Raw genomic sequence first — 15,773 nt, forward strand, 5'->3', positions numbered from 1 at the left:
CCGGGTAACCGGACACTCTGGCTGGGATCTCGGCCACCGCTCCAGACGTACACGGTACGTTGCACGTCATGACCACATCGGAGATTGCCACCGTACTGGCATGGCACGACGCTTTGAACGCGTCCGACCTCGACACTTTGATCTCGCTGTCCAGCGATGACATCGAGGTGGGCGACGCGCACGGCGCCGCGCAAGGCCACGCCGCGCTGCGCGAATGGGCGTCCGCCCATCCGCCCAAAGCCGAGGTGGGCAGGATCTACGTTCACGACGGCGTCGTCGTTGTCGAACAGAACATCACCAACGGCACTGCCGCAGCCGCCTTTCGGGTGGTCCATGATCACGTCACCTCGGTGTTCCGGCATGACGACCTGTCGGCCGCGCTGGCCGCGACCGAGTTGACCGACGCCGACCTCGTCGACTGATATGACAGGCATGCGAGGGATCATTTTGGCCGGCGGCGCGGGCACGCGGCTCCATCCGGTCACGTTGGGCGTCAGCAAGCAGCTGTTGCCGGTCTACGACAAGCCGATGATCTACTATCCGCTGTCCACGCTGATGATGGCCGGCATCCGCGATATCCAGATCATCACCGCCATTCCGGACGCGCCCGCTTTCCAGCGAGTACTAGGGGATGGCAGCGCATTCGGCATCAACATCAGCTACGCGGTGCAAGCTCAACCCAACGGTCTGGCGCAGGCATTCGTGATCAGCGCTGGCCACATCGGAAATGGCTCGGTGGCACTGGCCTTGGGCGACAACATCTTTCATGGGCCCGGACTAGGAACCAATCTTCAGCGCCTCAAATCAATCAATGGCGGAGCAATTTTCGCGTACTGGGTCGCCAATCCGTCGGCATACGGGGTGGTCGAATTCGGCAACGACGGTATTGCGTTGTCGATCGAAGAGAAACCCGAGACGCCGAAGTCGAACTACGCGGTGCCGGGCCTGTACTTCTATGACAACGACGTGATCGAGATCGCCCGCGGTCTAAAGCCTTCTGCGCGAGGTGAATACGAGATCACCGACGTCAACCGAACCTACCTCGACCAAGGGCGGCTGTCCGTCGAGGTGCTGGCCCGGGGCACCGCGTGGCTGGACACCGGGACTTTCGACCTGTTGTCGGCCGCCGGCGATTACGTTCGCACGCTGGAACAACGCCAGGGGTTGAAGGTCAGCGTCCCCGAAGAAGTGGCGTGGCGGATGGGCTTCATCGACGACGAGCAACTGGCACAGCGAGCCAAGTCGCTGCTGAAATCCGGTTACGGGGGCTACTTGCTGGATCTGCTGGAGCGGCGCTGGTGATCAGCCGCCGGAGAGCGGGCGGCCCATCACGGTGAGGCGGTTGCCGTAGCGGGGGCCGTGACCGAATCCGCCGGAGCGGGCCGCCGATGCCCCGGGCATCCCGGGCATCCCGGCGGGCACGGCTTCCGTGCCGCCGCCGGCCGGGCCGACGGCGTTGGTCCAGCCGCCACCGGCATACGTGACGCCGCTGTGGTTGGCCACCTGCGCCGCCGCCGTCCACGTCGGCGGGACGGACAGCTTGCCGACCAGCGTGCTGCCGGAGGTGTTCACCGAGACGCCGACGTTCGGCACGCTCACCGGCGCCGGAGCTGGAACCGCAGCAGGTGTGATCATGCCGGTGACGCCGGTGCCGCCGGGCGCCGACTCGACGGCTGGGTTCAACGAGTTGATGTCGGCTAACCCGCTGGTGATCGCTGGTGTGACGATCGCGGGGCTGACGTATGAGCCCGACACGAAACCGTTCACGAAGGAGGAGTTCAGGAACGTTCCGATCGAGTTCCCGTCCGCGCCGTCGAGGAAGTCGAGAAGTCGGCCGAGCCAACCTTGTGGGTTCGTTGCCGCAGATACCGGTGAGGTGAGCTGATTCAGCGACGACGGGACTCCGGAGATCAGTTGCTGCAGTTGGGATTGCACCCCAGCGCCTGCGCTGGTGCTGGTCGCCTGGGCGACCGCGGATCCCTGCTGGGCGGCGGCCGTCGGTTTGGCGGTCTCCGGCGGCGGGGTGAGGTGTTGAACCGATGCGGCCGAGGCCGAACTCGCGGCGTAGCCATACATCGCCGCGGCGTCCTGCGCCCACATCTCACCGTATTGCGCCTCGTTCGCGGCAATGGCCGCGGTGTTCTGACCCAGGACGTTCGTGGCGACCAGCATGGCCAATTGCGCGCGGTTGGCCGCGACCAGAGGGGGCGGCACCGTCATCGCGTGCGCGGTCTCGTAGGCGGTTGCGGCCGCCGAGGCCTGGCTCGCGGTGTGGCCGGCTTTGGCCGCGGTGGTGTTCATCCAGGTGATGTAGGGATCGACGGCGGCGACCATCGATGCCGATGTGGGGCCGCGCCATTCGTCGTCGGCCAGAGTGTCGATGGTCGACTGATAACCGGTGGCTGCCTGCTCGAGCTCGGCGGCGAGCAGATTCCACGCAGCCGACGCGGCGCGCAGCGGCGCCGAGCCGGGTCCGGAATACATTCGGCCGGAGTTGACCTCCGGTGGTAGCGCGCCGAAGTCCATGTCAGCGCTCCGCAGTGGCGACGATGCGTACGGACTGTGCGTCCGACATCGTCACCGCCGATGTACATCGGTATGGCATTGCAGTTCTCCTTTGCGAACGGCTCGATCTGCCGCGAAATCGTGGCAGTTGCGGTGAGTGTGCGGGTGTTGAAACGCGCTGTCGCGAACCCGCGATGAGATGGCGCCTCGACCTATTCCTAATCGCTTCGCCCGTCACCCTTGCAACCAGATCGTCTGCACCACAAACCAACTCGTGTCGCCACGGCTGTGTGGACTAGCCAATGCGAGAAAGCACCGACGCAGATATAACCAATCTTGCCCGTCAGAGTCACGCAGGCGCGCCCTCGGCGGGCAAACTCATAGAAAGTTCAAATGATCGGCAGGCCGCTCACAGGCATTGACCGAAGGCCGATTAAGCGAGATCGCTATCGAGGTGTAGCCGGCCCGACCGGGTGCCTCACTGACGGTAGCCGGCCAGGAAGTTGCCCAACCGTTCGATGGCTCGGGCAAGGTCCCGCGACCATGGCAGCGTCACGATACGCAGGTGATCCGGTGCGGGCCAATTGAATCCGGTGCCCTGAGTCACCAGAATCTTCTCTTGCAGCAGCAGATCCAGCACGAGCTGCTCGTCATCGACGATCTCGTGCACCTCGGGATCCAGCCGAGGGAACGCGTACAGCGCGCCGGCCGGTTTGACGCAGGACACCCCGGGGATCTCGTTCAGCTTGGACCACGCCACGTCGCGCTGCTCGAGCAGTCGCCCACCCGGCAGCACCAGGTCGTCGATGCTTTGATGCCCGCCTAACGCGACCTGAATCGCATGCTGGGCAGGGACATTCGGGCAGAGCCGCATATTGGCCAGCAGATGAATGCCTTCGATGAAGCTGCTGGCATGTTCTTTGGGTCCGGTGATCGCCAGCCATCCGGCGCGGTACCCGGCGACCCGGTAGGCCTTTGACAGCCCGTTGAACGTCAGGCACAACACGTCGGGTGCGACCGTCGCCATGCTGATGTGGTGTGCGTCGTCGTACAGGATCTTGTCGTAGATCTCGTCGGCGAGTAGCAGCAGTTGATGCTTGCGTGCTAAATCGCCCATCTGCGTGAGGATTTCCCGGCTGTAGACAGCGCCGGTCGGGTTGTTCGGGTTGATCACCACCAGAGCCTTAGTGCGCTCGGTGATCTTGGACTCGATGTCGGCGATGTCCGGCTGCCAGCCCTGAGTCTCATCGCACAGGTAATGCACCGGGGTGCCGCCCGCCAGCGATGTCGACGCCGTCCACAGCGGGTAGTCGGGCGCCGGGATCAGCACCTGATCGCCGTTGTCCAGCAAGGCTTGCAGCGTCATCGTGATCAGTTCGGAGACACCGTTGCCCAGGTATACGTCGTCGACGTCGAATCGCGGGAAACCGTCGACGAGTTCGTAGCGGGTGACCACCGCGCGCCGGGCCGGCAAGATGCCCTTGGAATCGGAGTAGCCCTGGGCGTACGGCAGCGCCTGAATCATGTCGCGCATGATCACGTCGGGGGCGTCGAAGCCGAACGGCGCCGGGTTGCCGATGTTCAGCTTGAGGATGCGGTGCCCCTCGGACTCCAGTCGCGACGCGTGATCGTGCACCGGCCCACGGATCTCGTAGAGCACATCCTGCAGCTTCGATGACTGCGCGAAGGTGCGCTGCCGCGGCTGATGCCCCGCGGTTTGCCATGGCAGCTGGTGAGTGGTCACGTCAACAATGGTGCCACGGCTGTCCAGCTATTTAATAATCCTGATCAGCGCTTACCTGGCGGACGTGCACCACGGGCAATGCCCAGCCCCTTGACGGGAGGCTGCGGCGCGGCGTCACCGTTGCCGGTTTCGGCCGGCGTCGACTCGGCCTTCGGCTCCGCGGCCGGTTCCGGTTCAGGCTTCGGCTCGGGCTTCGATTCGGGCGCTGCGGGCGCAGCGGCGGTCTTCTTCGCACCCGGTCGTTTTGCGCCTGCGGCGATGCCGAGTCCCTTGACGGGAGCAGCGGGGGCCTTGGCTTCAGGCTCTGGCGACGGCTCCGACGTGGCTTCGGTCTGCTCAGCCGGCTCAGGCTTCGCCTCCGGTGCCGCTGCCGCCTTCTTCGCACCGGGTCGCTTGGCTCCGGCGGCCAGGCCCAGCCCCTTCACGGGTGCCACCTCGCTCTTGGCCTCCGGCTCGGGCGCCGGCGCGGATTCCGTTGCGGCCTCGGGCTTTGCGTCCGCTTTCTTGGCTCCGGGTCGCTTGGCACCGCCGGCGATACCCAACCCCTTCACCGGGGCTGCAGATTCCTTTGCCTGCGTCGGCTTCTCCTCGGACGCCGGCGCTTCCGCCTTGGCTCCAGGTCGCTTGGCGCCGCCGGCGATACCCAACCCGGTGACGGCCTTGGCTTCCTTCTCGGGTGTGGCGTCGACCTTCTCTTCGGTCTTGGCCGGTGCGGTCGCGGCGGGCGCGGCCTCCGCCTTGGGGGCTGCCTTTTCCGCACGCTCTTCGGCTTGCTTTGCGGCCGTCCCCTTTTCCGGCAGCGTGATGCTGTCGCGGTCGAGCGACTCGAGGAGTAGCTGCGCCACGTCGCGGACGTCGACGCCCTCGCGGCCGGCCTCTTCCTGGCGGTCGTTGACACCGTCGGTGACCATCACGCGGCAGAACGGGCAGGCGGTCGCGACCGTGGTGGCACCGGTGGCCAGCGCCTCGTCGACACGCTCGTGGTTGATCCGCTTGCCGATGTGTTCTTCCATCCACATACGTGCACCGCCGGCGCCGCAGCAGAAGCTGCGATCGGCGTGCCGCGGCATCTCGGTCAGCTTCGCGCCGGCCGCGTTGATCAGCTCGCGAGGCGCCTCGTAGACCTTGTTGTGCCGGCCCAGGAAGCACGGGTCGTGGTAGGTGATGTCTTCCGAGACCGGGCTCACCGGCACCAGCTTCTTGTCGCGCACCAGCCGGTTCAACAGCTGGGTGTGGTGCAGCACGGAGTAGTTCGCGCCGAGCTGCTTGTATTCGCGGCCCAGCGTGTTGAAACAGTGCGGGCAGGTGACGACGATCTTGCGGTCGACGGTCTCAACACCCTCGAACAGTCCGTCCAGAGTGTCTTTGGCCTGCGCGGCCAGCTGCTGGAACAGGAACTCGTTACCCGAGCGACGGGCCGAGTCGCCGTTGCAGGTTTCGCCGGTACCCAGCACCAGGAACTTCACTCCTGCGGTGGCGAGCAGTTCGGCGACCGCCTTGGTGGTCTTCTTGGCCTTGTCGTCGTAGGCACCCGCGCAACCCACCCAGAACAGGTATTCGAACCCGTCGAAGCTGTCGACGTCTTCGCCGTACACCGGCACGTCGAAGTCGACCTCGCTGATCCAGTTGGTTCGGTCGGAAGCGTTCTGGCCCCACGGATTCGCTTTGGTCTCAAGGTTTTTGAACAGCACCGAGAGCTCCGAGGGGAACTCCGACTCCATCATCACCTGGTAGCGGCGCATGTCGACGATGTGGTCGATGTGCTCGATGTCCACCGGGCACTGCTCGACGCAGGCACCGCAGTTCACGCAGGACCACAGCACGTCGGGGTCGATCACACCACCTTGCTCGGCGGTGCCGACCAGTGGACGGGCGGCCTGCTCGGGTCCGTGACCGGGAACCCGGCCGAACCCGGATTCCGGAACGTGGTGGCCCTCTTCGTGAGCGGTCTCGAGGTCGAGTCCTTCGAGCGGCTCGGCCTTCTTTTCGCCAAGGATGTAGGGCGCCTTGGCCATCCAGTGATCACGCAGGTCCATGATGACGAGCTTGGGCGAGAGCGGCTTACCGGTGTTCCAGGCCGGGCACTGCGATTGACAGCGTCCACACTCGGTACAGGTGGCGAAGTCGAGGTTGCCCTTCCAGGTGAAGTCCTCGATCTTGCCGCGGCCGAAAACGGCGTCCTCGGGGGGATCTTCGAAGTCGATCGGCTTGCCGTGGGACTCCAGCGGCAGCAGCGGACCCAGGCCGTCGGGCAGCCGCTTGAAGGTGACGTTGATCGGCGCCAAGAAAATGTGCAGGTGCTTGGAGTGCAGCACGATGAGCAAGAAGATGAGTGCCACGGCGATGTGCGCGAGCAGCGCGAACGTCTCGATCCACTCGTTGGCGGCGGTTCCCAGCGGCTGCATGAGCACGCCCATGCCGTGCGAGAAGAACGCGCCCCAGCCGTAGGGGAGGGTGCCGGTGACCGCCGAAGCGCCGCGGAAGATCGAGAAGCTGAAGATGACCAGGAAGATCATGAACAGGATCAGCCAGGCGCCGCCGGTGTGCGAGCCGTAGAACCGTGACGAGCGGCCGTACTCCTTGGGTTCGGAGCGCAACCGGATGATGGCGAACGTGGTGATGCCGAACAGCACGCCGAGGGCGATGAAGTCCTGCAAGAAGCCCAGCACGTCCCACCGGCCGACGATCGGTATATGGAAGTGGTCGTTGAAGAGCGCTCCGTAGGCCTCGACGTAGACGGTGGCCAGGATGAAGAAGCCCCACATGGTCAGGAAGTGCGCCACACCGGGGACCGACCACTTCAGCAACTTGCGCTGGCCGAACACCTCGGAGACCTGCGCCCAGAGGCGCGCACCGATGTCGTGGGTGCGGCCGGTGACGGGCTGACCGGACAGTGTGAGTTTGACCAGCCAGAGGACTCGACGGAGTGCGAGCAAGGCGATGACCGCCGTCCCACCCAAGCCGACAATCAATCTGATCAGCATCTGCGTCTGCACGGAAGCGTCTCCCCAGAGGATTCGGTATTGGGTTACTGGCCGGTAACTTACGCAATGTTACCAGTCAGTAACTTAGTACTGCGCCTGCTCACGCCGTGTAAGCCTGCTCATAGTGACATCTCCGCCGGGGGCTCCGCGACGAAGGATGCCCTAACTTGATCGGCTAGAAGTGCGGAAGCGGGGGCAGCGGAGGCAGGTTGCTGCGGTGCCAGCGGTGGCGTGGGCGTTGCGATGTCCAGGGCCCAGCGGTCGGCTCCGGTGTGGGCTCGATCGTGGTTTCGGTGTCCGTGGTGGTGGTCGGTGACGTTGACGACGGTGTCGGCGACGTGCTCGTCGGCCGCGACGAAGACGTGGTCGACGGGTGGGTGGTGGTCGGCGCCGGTGGGCCTCCGCCGTTGCCTCTGGCCAGGACGGTCAGACCGTAGATGATCGTCGCGATCAGGATCACCACTGCCAGACCCCACAGGGCGAGGACCCATCGTTGCAGGTACCAGGGCGAGGGATTGTCGGCGGCGTCGATGCTGAAATCGCGAGTCGGAAAGCTCTCGACGTCGTCCGGTCGCCGGCTACCCTCCACGGCTACGGCATCCCGCCGTCGTGATGGTGGTGATGGTGGTGCTCGCTGTCGGTGCTCGTGGCGGTCGTCGGTGCGGCGCTCGTCGGCGCCGTCGTGGACGGCGGGAAGGTCAGCGTGGTCGTCGGAGCCGGTGCGGCCGGCTCGGTTGTCGTGGGTGCGGGCGTGGTCACCGTCGTGGTGGTCCCGGTCGACGACGTCGGCGACGTAGGAGTGGGGGTGGTGCCCCCGCCGTGTCCGTTGGTCTTCTCGGCGATGAGGTAAATCGCCAGCCCGAGCAGGATCGCGACGAACAGTCCGATGATGACCGAAAAGATGGGCTTGCGATACCACGGCCGGCCACCCGGTTGCGTTTCGCCTTCTGCGGCGCCGCTGTAGTCGTAATAGCCGGTCGGGGCTTCGCTGGGATCGTCTGGAGGGCCGTATCCGGTCACGTGCGCCCATCCTAGTGCCGGATGCTGGCAGTTATAACGTCGAGTCGCGGCTCAGAAGTGCGGCGGCCACGGGATGTGCGGCAAGTGGTGGTGATGATGCGTCGGCTCTGCCGGGGCGGGGGAGGTGCCGCCCTGCTGCGGCGGCGGCGCTTGCTCGGGTGTCTGTTCGGGCGTCTCCGACGACGGTGGCGGCTCGGTGGTCGTTGACGAGCTCGTCGTCGACGTATGGGTCGAGGTGGTCGACGACGTGGACGACGTGGACGACGTGGTGGTGGACGTGCTGCCACCCCCGCCGCCGCGGGAGATCTCGACGATGCCGTAGACGATCAAGACGAGGAGCAGGACGACCGCGGCGACCCACAGTCCCAGCAGCACCCGACTCTTGTACCAGGGGTTCGGCGCCAAATCGGGTTCGACCCCATCGGCGCCCTCGTCGGCGCGAAGAGGCTCCTCGTCGAGGACTTCCTGCAGTGAACCGTCGGCGTTGTAGTTCGCCATCCGGGTCGGCCGTTCGCTCGGGTCCTCGTCAGGACCGTCAGACCCCTCGCCAGTCACGCCCCGATGCTACGTCAGAGCTGCCGCTGCACCTCGTCGGCGAAAAGCTGAAGATGTTCGAGGTCGGACAGGTCCAGCAGCTGCAGATACACCCGCTGCAAGCCGAGCTCGGCGTACGGTCCGAGGCGATCGACGATCTCGGCGGGCGTGCCGGCCAGCGGCGAATTCGATCGCAGTTCGTCGACCTCGCGGCCGATCGCGCCGGCCCGCTGGGCGATCTCGGCTTCGTGGCGTCCGGCGCACACGACGAAGGCCGCCGAGTAGGTCATCGAATCGGCGGCTCTGCCGACCGAATCGACTGCTTCGCGAACCCGCTCGAACTGGGTCTTGATGGCGTCCCGCGGCGCGAACGGCACGTTGAACTCGTCGGCGAACGTCGAGGCCAGGCGCGGAGTCCGCTTGGCGCCCGATCCGCCGATGATGATCGGCGGACACGGCCGCTGCACCGGCTTGGGCAGCGCAGGCGAATCGTTGACGGCGTAATGCGCTCCGGCGTAGTCGAACGTCTCACCGACCGGGCAGGTCCACAGACCGGTGATCAGCTCGAGTTGCTCGGTCAGCAGAGCGAACCGCTCCCGCAGCGACGGAAAAGGGATCGCGTAGGCGAGGTGTTCTTTCTCGAACCAACCCGTGCCGATCCCGAATTCGACTCGGCCTCCGCTCATTTCGTCGACCTGAGCCACCGAGATGGCGAGCGGACCGGGATGGCGGAACGTCGCCGACGTGACGAGCGTGCCGAGCCGGATCGACGATGTCTCGCGGGCGATCCCGGCCAACGTCACCCAGGAATCGGTCGGCCCCGGCTGGCCGTCGCCGCTCATCGCCAGGTAGTGGTCGGACCGGAAAAACGCCGAAAAACCTAAAGATTCGGCGGCCTGCGCGACCGCAAGCTGATCGGAGTAGCTGGCGCCCTGCTGAGGTTCAACGAATACCCGAAAGTCCACGAGCGCCAGACTAATCCAGGACCGAAGCCGGTCCGTCTGGTCGAGGGGTCGCTGGCTCGTTCGGGGCATCTCCGCGACGCAGCGAAGCAACAAGTACACCCAGACCGATCAGGGCGGGGATGGTGATCCACCAGAAGAACAGCAGGTACGTCGGGCCCCAAAGGACGATGAAGGAGACGAACAGGCGTATGTACTCGCCCACTGGAGCGGGGTCGGTGAGTCCGTGCGTATACCCGACGGCGAGTGCGATCCCAGTCACCGAACAGCTCACGATTGCGACGGCAGTCGTCGACACCACCGCTCGCAGAGGCGACGGCTTGATCAGACGGAGCCGGCTCATCGCCCCGCTGCCACTGCGGGAATGCCTCCCGAAAACGGGTCAGCGAGCTGCGTGGTGTGCGAGAGGAAGGGATCGCCCTCAAATGGATTGAGGTTTTCCAGCTCCCACTGCCACCCCGGCATATCTGGTCGTACCGTCGGGATCGTCGCGTCGCCGACCCAGTGATGACGCGCAAGGCTGGTACTCGGTCCCCACTCGCTGCCCGAATTCGCAGGGTTCCATTGCAATTGCGCTGGAGGTTGGCCATCGCGGTACTGATAGGTCTCCATACTTGGGTAAATTGTGGTGCTTCCGCCGAGGGAGACTGCCCCGCCGGGCTGAGGACTCAAGGTGACGTGCCCGTTGACGGTCATCCCCGCTGCCGTGCCCGCGACGTTCTCGTAGGCGTCGTGCGCGTTGTAGTCGATCGTCAGTCGTCCGTCGGGTGCCTCGGCCACGTGGACACTCGGCACGTCGGCAGCGGCTCCGCCGCGACTTCCGTCGACATTGCCAGTGGGGTTCTGGCGCACCACGATTAAGCCGTGGTCGTAGTCGACGAACATCGACACGCGAGAGGCTTCGGGGTCCGCGGTTGCGCTCGGGCCGCGATTGTCGCCGAAATTCATCGGGAACAGTCTGCCCTGTTCTACGTCAGTGGCGTCTTTCGCAACGTTCTGAACCTGATCGGTGGGAATGAACATGTTCGACCGAACCACCCCCCTGCCGGGTTGGGGCGTAAACCGTCCCGCGACGATCTGCGGAGCAACGCCATGGTCTTTCGGCAGATAGCTGTGAGGGTCGAGGGCGGCGGCCATCAGCCAGTCATTTGCGCTGACAGGTGGGTGTCCGTACACCCGCGCGAAGGCCTCCTCCTCGTTGCTCCGACGTTCGGCATCCATCGGCGCATTTAGCAAAGCGTTTGCGGGATCGTGCAAGTCGCGTCCACGCTCGTCCACCTGCGCCTCCCCCACGGCCGCACGCAGTGCGGTGGCCAGTTCGTGATCGGTCGCGTGAGCTCGAATTTTGAGCGCGTCGAGTTGTGACTGGAGAATCTGCCGTTGTAGCTCTGCCACTTCAGCGCCCATCAGCAGCCAGGTATCCCCGATGTCGACCTTCCAGCCGTTGGTGATGGTCCAGCCGTTGGCTTCGGCAGTCTCGTCGATTTCGCGCATAGCTGCCTTGCAGGCGTCTACATCTTGCGATGCGGTAGCAACTGCGGCGGCTACCCGGTGGGACGCACGTCCGTCAGACTCGATGTCTGTACGAGCTTTACCGATTTCCACCCGGAATGCGTCCCCGGCCTCTCCCTCCCAGGTTCGCAGTTCAGCATCGACCTGATCAAGGTTTTCGCCGAGTCGATTAAGGGTGTCCGCTCGCGCTCCTGCGGCCTGAAATACGTTGCGTACCGCCGTGGAATCCCAGCGGCGTACGTCGTTAGGGGTCAGTTCACTCATCGCTACGGTGTGGGTCGTCTTTTTGGGATGCTTCCCGGTGGTCGGCGGGGGACGTGTCGTGAAGCATAGACGGGCAGTGGGCATCGCGCCCTTCACTGGCGAGCCAGACTAATGCTGCCTAGAAGGTGTCGACCTTCTCGATGCTGACGAACATGCCGTGCCCGGTGTGCTGGTTGGTGAACCGGGTGCCGCTCTCAGTGGCCGCGATCGTCCAACCGTCCGCGTCGTAGGTCTGGTAGTCGATGGGAACGGTGGGAATGTCACCGAGATTGCCGAGCACCCATTTCACGTCGCCGGTCGCGGTGATGTTGACGCCGTTGGTGTGTTCGCCCTCTTGCATCGGCGAATTGGTGAACTCTGCTTCGCAGCCCACGCTTTCGCTGTCGATCTGGCAGCGGGTCTGGCCGGATTTGGTCTCGATGAAGACGCGGCCGTTGGCGTCGGGCTGCAGCGGAATCGCACCGGCGGGCGGATTGGCACTCGACGGCACGGGCAGTGTGGTCGACGGCTTGGCCTTCGGCATCGACGGCTCGGCCGGCCCCGCGCCGGGAGCCGCGACCGGCTTACCCTCGGTGTCCGAACTGCATCCGCCGGCGAGCGCAGCACTCAACAACAGGCCTGCCAGCATGAGCCGGCCACCTGCCGTCTTGGTCGTGAATCCGGGCGGGAACATCGCAGAGCCAGCGTACGCATGAAGTAACGCAAGTGGCCCCAGTGACGCGCCCGGCCCGTGCGTTTCACCGGCATGTCAGCCAGAGACCACCCCGGCTACTGCGGGGGAAACCCGCCCGTCGCCACCGGGCCCCAGCTACGCGGGGTTATCCGGATCAGACACTTGCCCTGCTTGGTCATCGCGCTGCGGTACTCGTCCCAATCGGGATGCTCGCCGGCGATCGCGCGGTAGTAGTCGACCAGCGGTTCGACGGCGTCGGGCAGATCGATAATCTCGGCGTCCCCGTCGACCTGCACGTACGCCCCGTTGAACTCGTCGGAGAGCACCACCACGCTGGCCTTCGGAGTGCGCCTGATGTTGGCGCACTTGGCTCGCTGCGGGTAGCTCGAGATCACCAGCCGGCCTTCGTCGTCGACGCCACCGGTGACGGGCGAACTCTGCAACGATCCGTTCGCGCGGAAGCTGGTCAGCACCATGCGGTGTCGGGGCCGGACGAAATCGAGCAACTCGGAAAGGCCGACTTCGTCAGCCGTCGCAAACCTGGTCGCCATGCCTCCAACGTAACCGACGGTCGGCCACAGCTGCGCCTGACCTCGCGATGTCCAGGCTTTGCGCGAGGTCCTAATTGCTCTGCGGCTCTTAGCTACTGGCGGTTAGCGCCTGGGCCGCGGGGCCGAACATGGTCTGTTTGATCGCGCCCAGCGTGCCGGGATCTTTGCCGTCAAGCGGGCGCAGCAGGTCGACGGCCGCGGCGGTCACCGCGTCCTCGCCCGCGACGGCGTCGACGATGCCTAGGCGCGCCGCGTCGTCGCCGCCGAAGCGCCGTCCGGTCGTCATCGAGGCGACCGCTGCCTGCGGGCTGAGCTTGGCCTGGATCAGCGCGGCCATCCCGGGCGTGAACGGGATGCGGATGTCCACTTCGGGGAAACAGAAGAAGCCTCGGTCGGCCCGCATCACCCGAAAGTCGTGTGCCACCGCCAGCATCGCCCCCGCGCCGAACGCGTGACCGACGATGGCGGCCGCGGTGGGGACGGGCAGGGTGAGGAAACGGGCCAGCATGGCCTGCACCCGTCCCACGTACCACTGCGTCTGGTCGCCGTGCGCCATCAGCCAATCCAGATCGAGGCCGTTGGAATAGAACTTGCCGCCACCGGTCGTCACCAAACCCTGGGCCCCGGCACCGACCACCTCGTCGAGCAACCCGTTGATCTCGTCGAGAAAGTCAGGGGAGAAACGGTTGTCGGTGTCGCCGAGATCGAGCACGGCGACCTTCTCTTCGTGCCTCAGGCTGATTCCCACGACTATGTTCCTTTCTTGAGGGGCGGTGGACCGACGTCGAGGACCGCGCGCACCGACGCCCGCAGGTGTTCGCGGGCTGTCGGGTTGGCCAGGCGGTTGCGGCGCAACAGGATGGCGGTTGGCAGGTCGACGATGCAGGTAGTGATTGTGTCGACGGCGCGCGAATCTTTGCGGTCCCAGAGGCCGACCGCTAGCCGGATCAGCAAGCCGACCAGCAATCGATCGAGATCACGTAGCTCGATGGCGATGTCGTCGGGCAGATCCGAATCCAAGAGTTCTTCGCGAGACACCGTCAGCAGAACTTTGGAGGAGTCCGGATACCGCTCGGCGAAGACTGCGGGCGCGTCGGCGGCGGCCACCACGGCCGCAACTGGCGCCTGCGGGTCACCGTCAACCAGCGCCCGGTCGACCAATGCGTTCTGCACGGCGAGGAACCGTCGTCCGGCGCGTATCCACGCGCGCGCCATCAGGCCTGAGCGCGACTCAAACGTGTGGTATAGCGCGCCGTTCGATACACCGACGGCGGCGCTGATGGCACGAATAGTGACGGCGGTGGGCCCTGATGCGACGGCCAGCGACTCGACGGCGTCCAGCACTTGGTCCGGTTCATACACGCGCGGGCGAGGCACCCCGCCACAGTAACAGAGCAGCTGCTCTATTACTCCGGCGCCAGTTCGGGGACGTCGGCGGCGGGCTCGTCGAGCGCGGCCGTGCTGGTAACACGGTCACGAACCAAGAACCACCCGCCGATCAGGGCGGGAACGGCGGCCACCAGCGCCGCGATCACCCAGGGCCCTTTCTCGGGGTCGAGCGCCATCAGCACCAGCACGGCCAGCAAGAAAACCAGCGTTGCATAGCCGCTGTACGGGGTGAGCGGCATCCGGAAATGCGGCCGCTGCAACGCACCGGCCTTCACCTTGCTGTAAAAGCGGAGTTGGCAGACCACGATCGTTGCCCAGGCCGCGAGCACCCCGACAGCGGCGATGTTTAGCACGATTTCGAAGGCCTCGCTCGGCTTGACCGCGTTGAGCACGACGCCGAACAGCCCGATGACGGCGGTCAGCAGGATTCCCCCATAGGGCACGCCGTTTTTCGACATCCGCCCGGTGAACTCCGGACCACTGCCGTTGACCGACATCGATCGCAGAATCCGGCCGGTGGAATACAGTCCGGCGTTCAGGCTCGAGAACGCGGCGGTGAGCACCACCACGTTCATCAGCGAGCCGGCGCCGCTGAAACCGATCTTGGAGAAGAAGGTGACGACTGGGCTCTCGCCGTGTTTGTAGCTGGTGTAGGGCAGCAGCAGAGCCAGCAGGAGGACTGAGCCGCAGTAGAAGACCGCGATCCGGGCGATCACCGAGTTGATCGCGCGCGGCATGACCTTCTCCGGGTCGGCGGTTTCCCCGGCCGCGGTGCCGACCAGTTCGACTGCGGCGTAAGCGAATATCACCCCAGAGGTGACGAGCACCAGCGGCAACAGGCCGGTCGGCAAGAACCCGCCGTGTTCAGTCCACAGGTTGGGCCCGGTCGTCTTGCCCTGAATCTTGAAGCGGCCGAACAGGAAGACGATTCCGACGACCAGGAAAGTAATCAGGGCCAGCACTTTGATCAGCGCCGCCCAGAACTCGAACTCGCCGAAGGCCTTGACCGATATCAGGTTGACCGATACCACGGCCGCCAGGGCGACGAGTGCGAGCGTCCACTGCGGGACCGCCTGGAACACGGTCCAATAGTGGAAGTAGCTCGCGATCGCGGTGCTGTCCACGATGGCCGCCATCGCCCAGTTCAGGAAGTACATCCAGCCCGCAACGAAAGCTGCCTTCTCGCCGAAGAATTCACGTGCATAGGACACGAACGAGCCCGATGCCGGGCGGTGCAGCACCAGTTCGCCCAGAGCGCGCAGGATCAAGAACACGAAGGCGCCGCAGATCCCGTAGATCAGGAACAAGCCGGGTCCTGCGGATGCGAGCCGTGCTCCTGCGCCCATGAACAACCCGGTCCCGATCGCGCCACCGATCGCGATCATCTGCATCTGGCGGTTGCTGAGATCGTGGTGATAACCGGCGTCTTCGCGGGCTAGCGCAGCGGAACGATCGCCCGCTGCCGGGTCGGGCGCACTGGGCGGCGGTGGCATTGAGTTCCTATCGTCGTGGGGCAATGCTGCGGCGCCGGGCACGACCGCTTAACGAGTGGTGGCGAAACTATCCCACGGTGTGATGTCCGCCTCAACCGATCGGGATCAAACTCTTGGTGCCCCAGCCCGAACCGGCTACGCG

At 65.3% G+C, this 15,773-nt stretch carries 16 protein-coding genes; 2 read left to right on the plus strand and 14 right to left on the minus strand.

The features are described from left to right. Positions 1–68: 68 nt before the first annotated feature. A complete protein-coding gene (locus tag G6N27_RS18645; protein ID WP_163778823.1) occupies positions 69–422 on the plus strand; it encodes a nuclear transport factor 2 family protein in 354 nt (117 codons plus the stop codon). Between the two features lie 10 nt (positions 423–432). Then, a complete protein-coding gene (gene rfbA / locus G6N27_RS18650; protein WP_163778826.1) occupies positions 433–1,302 on the plus strand; it encodes a glucose-1-phosphate thymidylyltransferase RfbA in 870 nt (289 codons plus the stop codon). Here the strand turns inward: rfbA and G6N27_RS18655 are convergent, their stop codons facing one another. The 14 genes from G6N27_RS18655 to G6N27_RS18720 all read right to left on the minus strand — a co-directional run bounded on the left by G6N27_RS18655 (position 1,303) and on the right by G6N27_RS18720 (position 15,631). Continuing rightward, a complete protein-coding gene (locus G6N27_RS18655; RefSeq protein WP_163778828.1) occupies positions 1,303–2,526 on the minus strand; it encodes a PPE family protein in 1,224 nt (407 codons plus the stop codon). 457 nt (positions 2,527–2,983) lie between these two features. Beyond that, positions 2,984–4,276, minus strand: a complete 1,293-nt coding sequence (locus G6N27_RS18660; RefSeq protein ID WP_163781993.1) for a pyridoxal phosphate-dependent aminotransferase — start codon at positions 4,274–4,276, stop codon at positions 2,984–2,986. Between the two features lie 17 nt (positions 4,277–4,293). Continuing rightward, positions 4,294–7,245 (minus strand): heterodisulfide reductase-related iron-sulfur binding cluster, encoded by a 2,952-nt coding sequence (locus G6N27_RS18665; protein WP_163778831.1) that lies wholly within the window; start codon positions 7,243–7,245, stop codon positions 4,294–4,296. A gap of 163 nt (positions 7,246–7,408) precedes the next feature. Continuing rightward, the gene (locus G6N27_RS18670) at positions 7,409–7,822 is read right to left on the minus strand and encodes a hypothetical protein (protein WP_163778834.1); all 414 of its coding nucleotides are present in this window, start codon (positions 7,820–7,822) and stop codon (positions 7,409–7,411) included. Between the two features lie 2 nt (positions 7,823–7,824). Further along, on the minus strand, positions 7,825–8,253 hold the full coding sequence (locus tag G6N27_RS18675) for a hypothetical protein (RefSeq protein ID WP_163778837.1): 429 nt from the start codon (positions 8,251–8,253) through the stop codon (positions 7,825–7,827). Between the two features lie 51 nt (positions 8,254–8,304). Further along, positions 8,305–8,808, minus strand: coding sequence for a hypothetical protein (locus G6N27_RS18680; protein WP_163778839.1), 504 nt, complete (start codon positions 8,806–8,808; stop codon positions 8,305–8,307). A gap of 14 nt (positions 8,809–8,822) precedes the next feature. After that, entirely contained in the window at positions 8,823–9,752 is a 930-nt protein-coding gene (locus G6N27_RS18685; RefSeq protein WP_179963301.1) for an LLM class F420-dependent oxidoreductase, read from the minus strand. A 10-nt stretch (positions 9,753–9,762) separates the two neighbouring features. After that, positions 9,763–10,092: a hypothetical protein gene (locus G6N27_RS18690; RefSeq protein ID WP_163774192.1), complete on the minus strand. Its 330-nt coding sequence runs from the start codon at positions 10,090–10,092 to the stop codon at positions 9,763–9,765. Next, the gene (locus tag G6N27_RS18695; protein WP_163778846.1) at positions 10,089–11,525 is read right to left on the minus strand and encodes a WXG100 family type VII secretion target; all 1,437 of its coding nucleotides are present in this window, start codon (positions 11,523–11,525) and stop codon (positions 10,089–10,091) included. The genes G6N27_RS18690 and G6N27_RS18695 overlap by 4 nt, the downstream gene beginning before the upstream one ends. 118 nt (positions 11,526–11,643) lie before the next feature. Then, a complete protein-coding gene (locus tag G6N27_RS18700) occupies positions 11,644–12,198 on the minus strand; it encodes a hypothetical protein (protein ID WP_232064677.1) in 555 nt (184 codons plus the stop codon). 95 nt (positions 12,199–12,293) lie between these two features. Continuing rightward, a complete protein-coding gene (locus G6N27_RS18705; protein WP_163778849.1) occupies positions 12,294–12,749 on the minus strand; it encodes a PPOX class F420-dependent oxidoreductase in 456 nt (151 codons plus the stop codon). An 88-nt stretch (positions 12,750–12,837) separates the two neighbouring features. Beyond that, positions 12,838–13,497 carry an enoyl-CoA hydratase-related protein gene (locus G6N27_RS18710; protein ID WP_163778853.1) on the minus strand — a complete coding sequence of 220 codons (660 nt, stop codon included), beginning with the start codon at positions 13,495–13,497 and terminating at the stop codon, positions 12,838–12,840. A gap of 2 nt (positions 13,498–13,499) precedes the next feature. Beyond that, positions 13,500–14,126: a TetR/AcrR family transcriptional regulator gene (locus G6N27_RS18715; protein ID WP_163778856.1), complete on the minus strand. Its 627-nt coding sequence runs from the start codon at positions 14,124–14,126 to the stop codon at positions 13,500–13,502. A gap of 29 nt (positions 14,127–14,155) precedes the next feature. After that, positions 14,156–15,631, minus strand: coding sequence for an amino acid permease (locus G6N27_RS18720; protein ID WP_163778859.1), 1,476 nt, complete (start codon positions 15,629–15,631; stop codon positions 14,156–14,158). Positions 15,632–15,773: the final 142 nt, after the last annotated feature.

It is taken from the genome of Mycobacterium cookii (assembly GCF_010727945.1).
Classification (GTDB): domain Bacteria; phylum Actinomycetota; class Actinomycetes; order Mycobacteriales; family Mycobacteriaceae; genus Mycobacterium; species Mycobacterium cookii.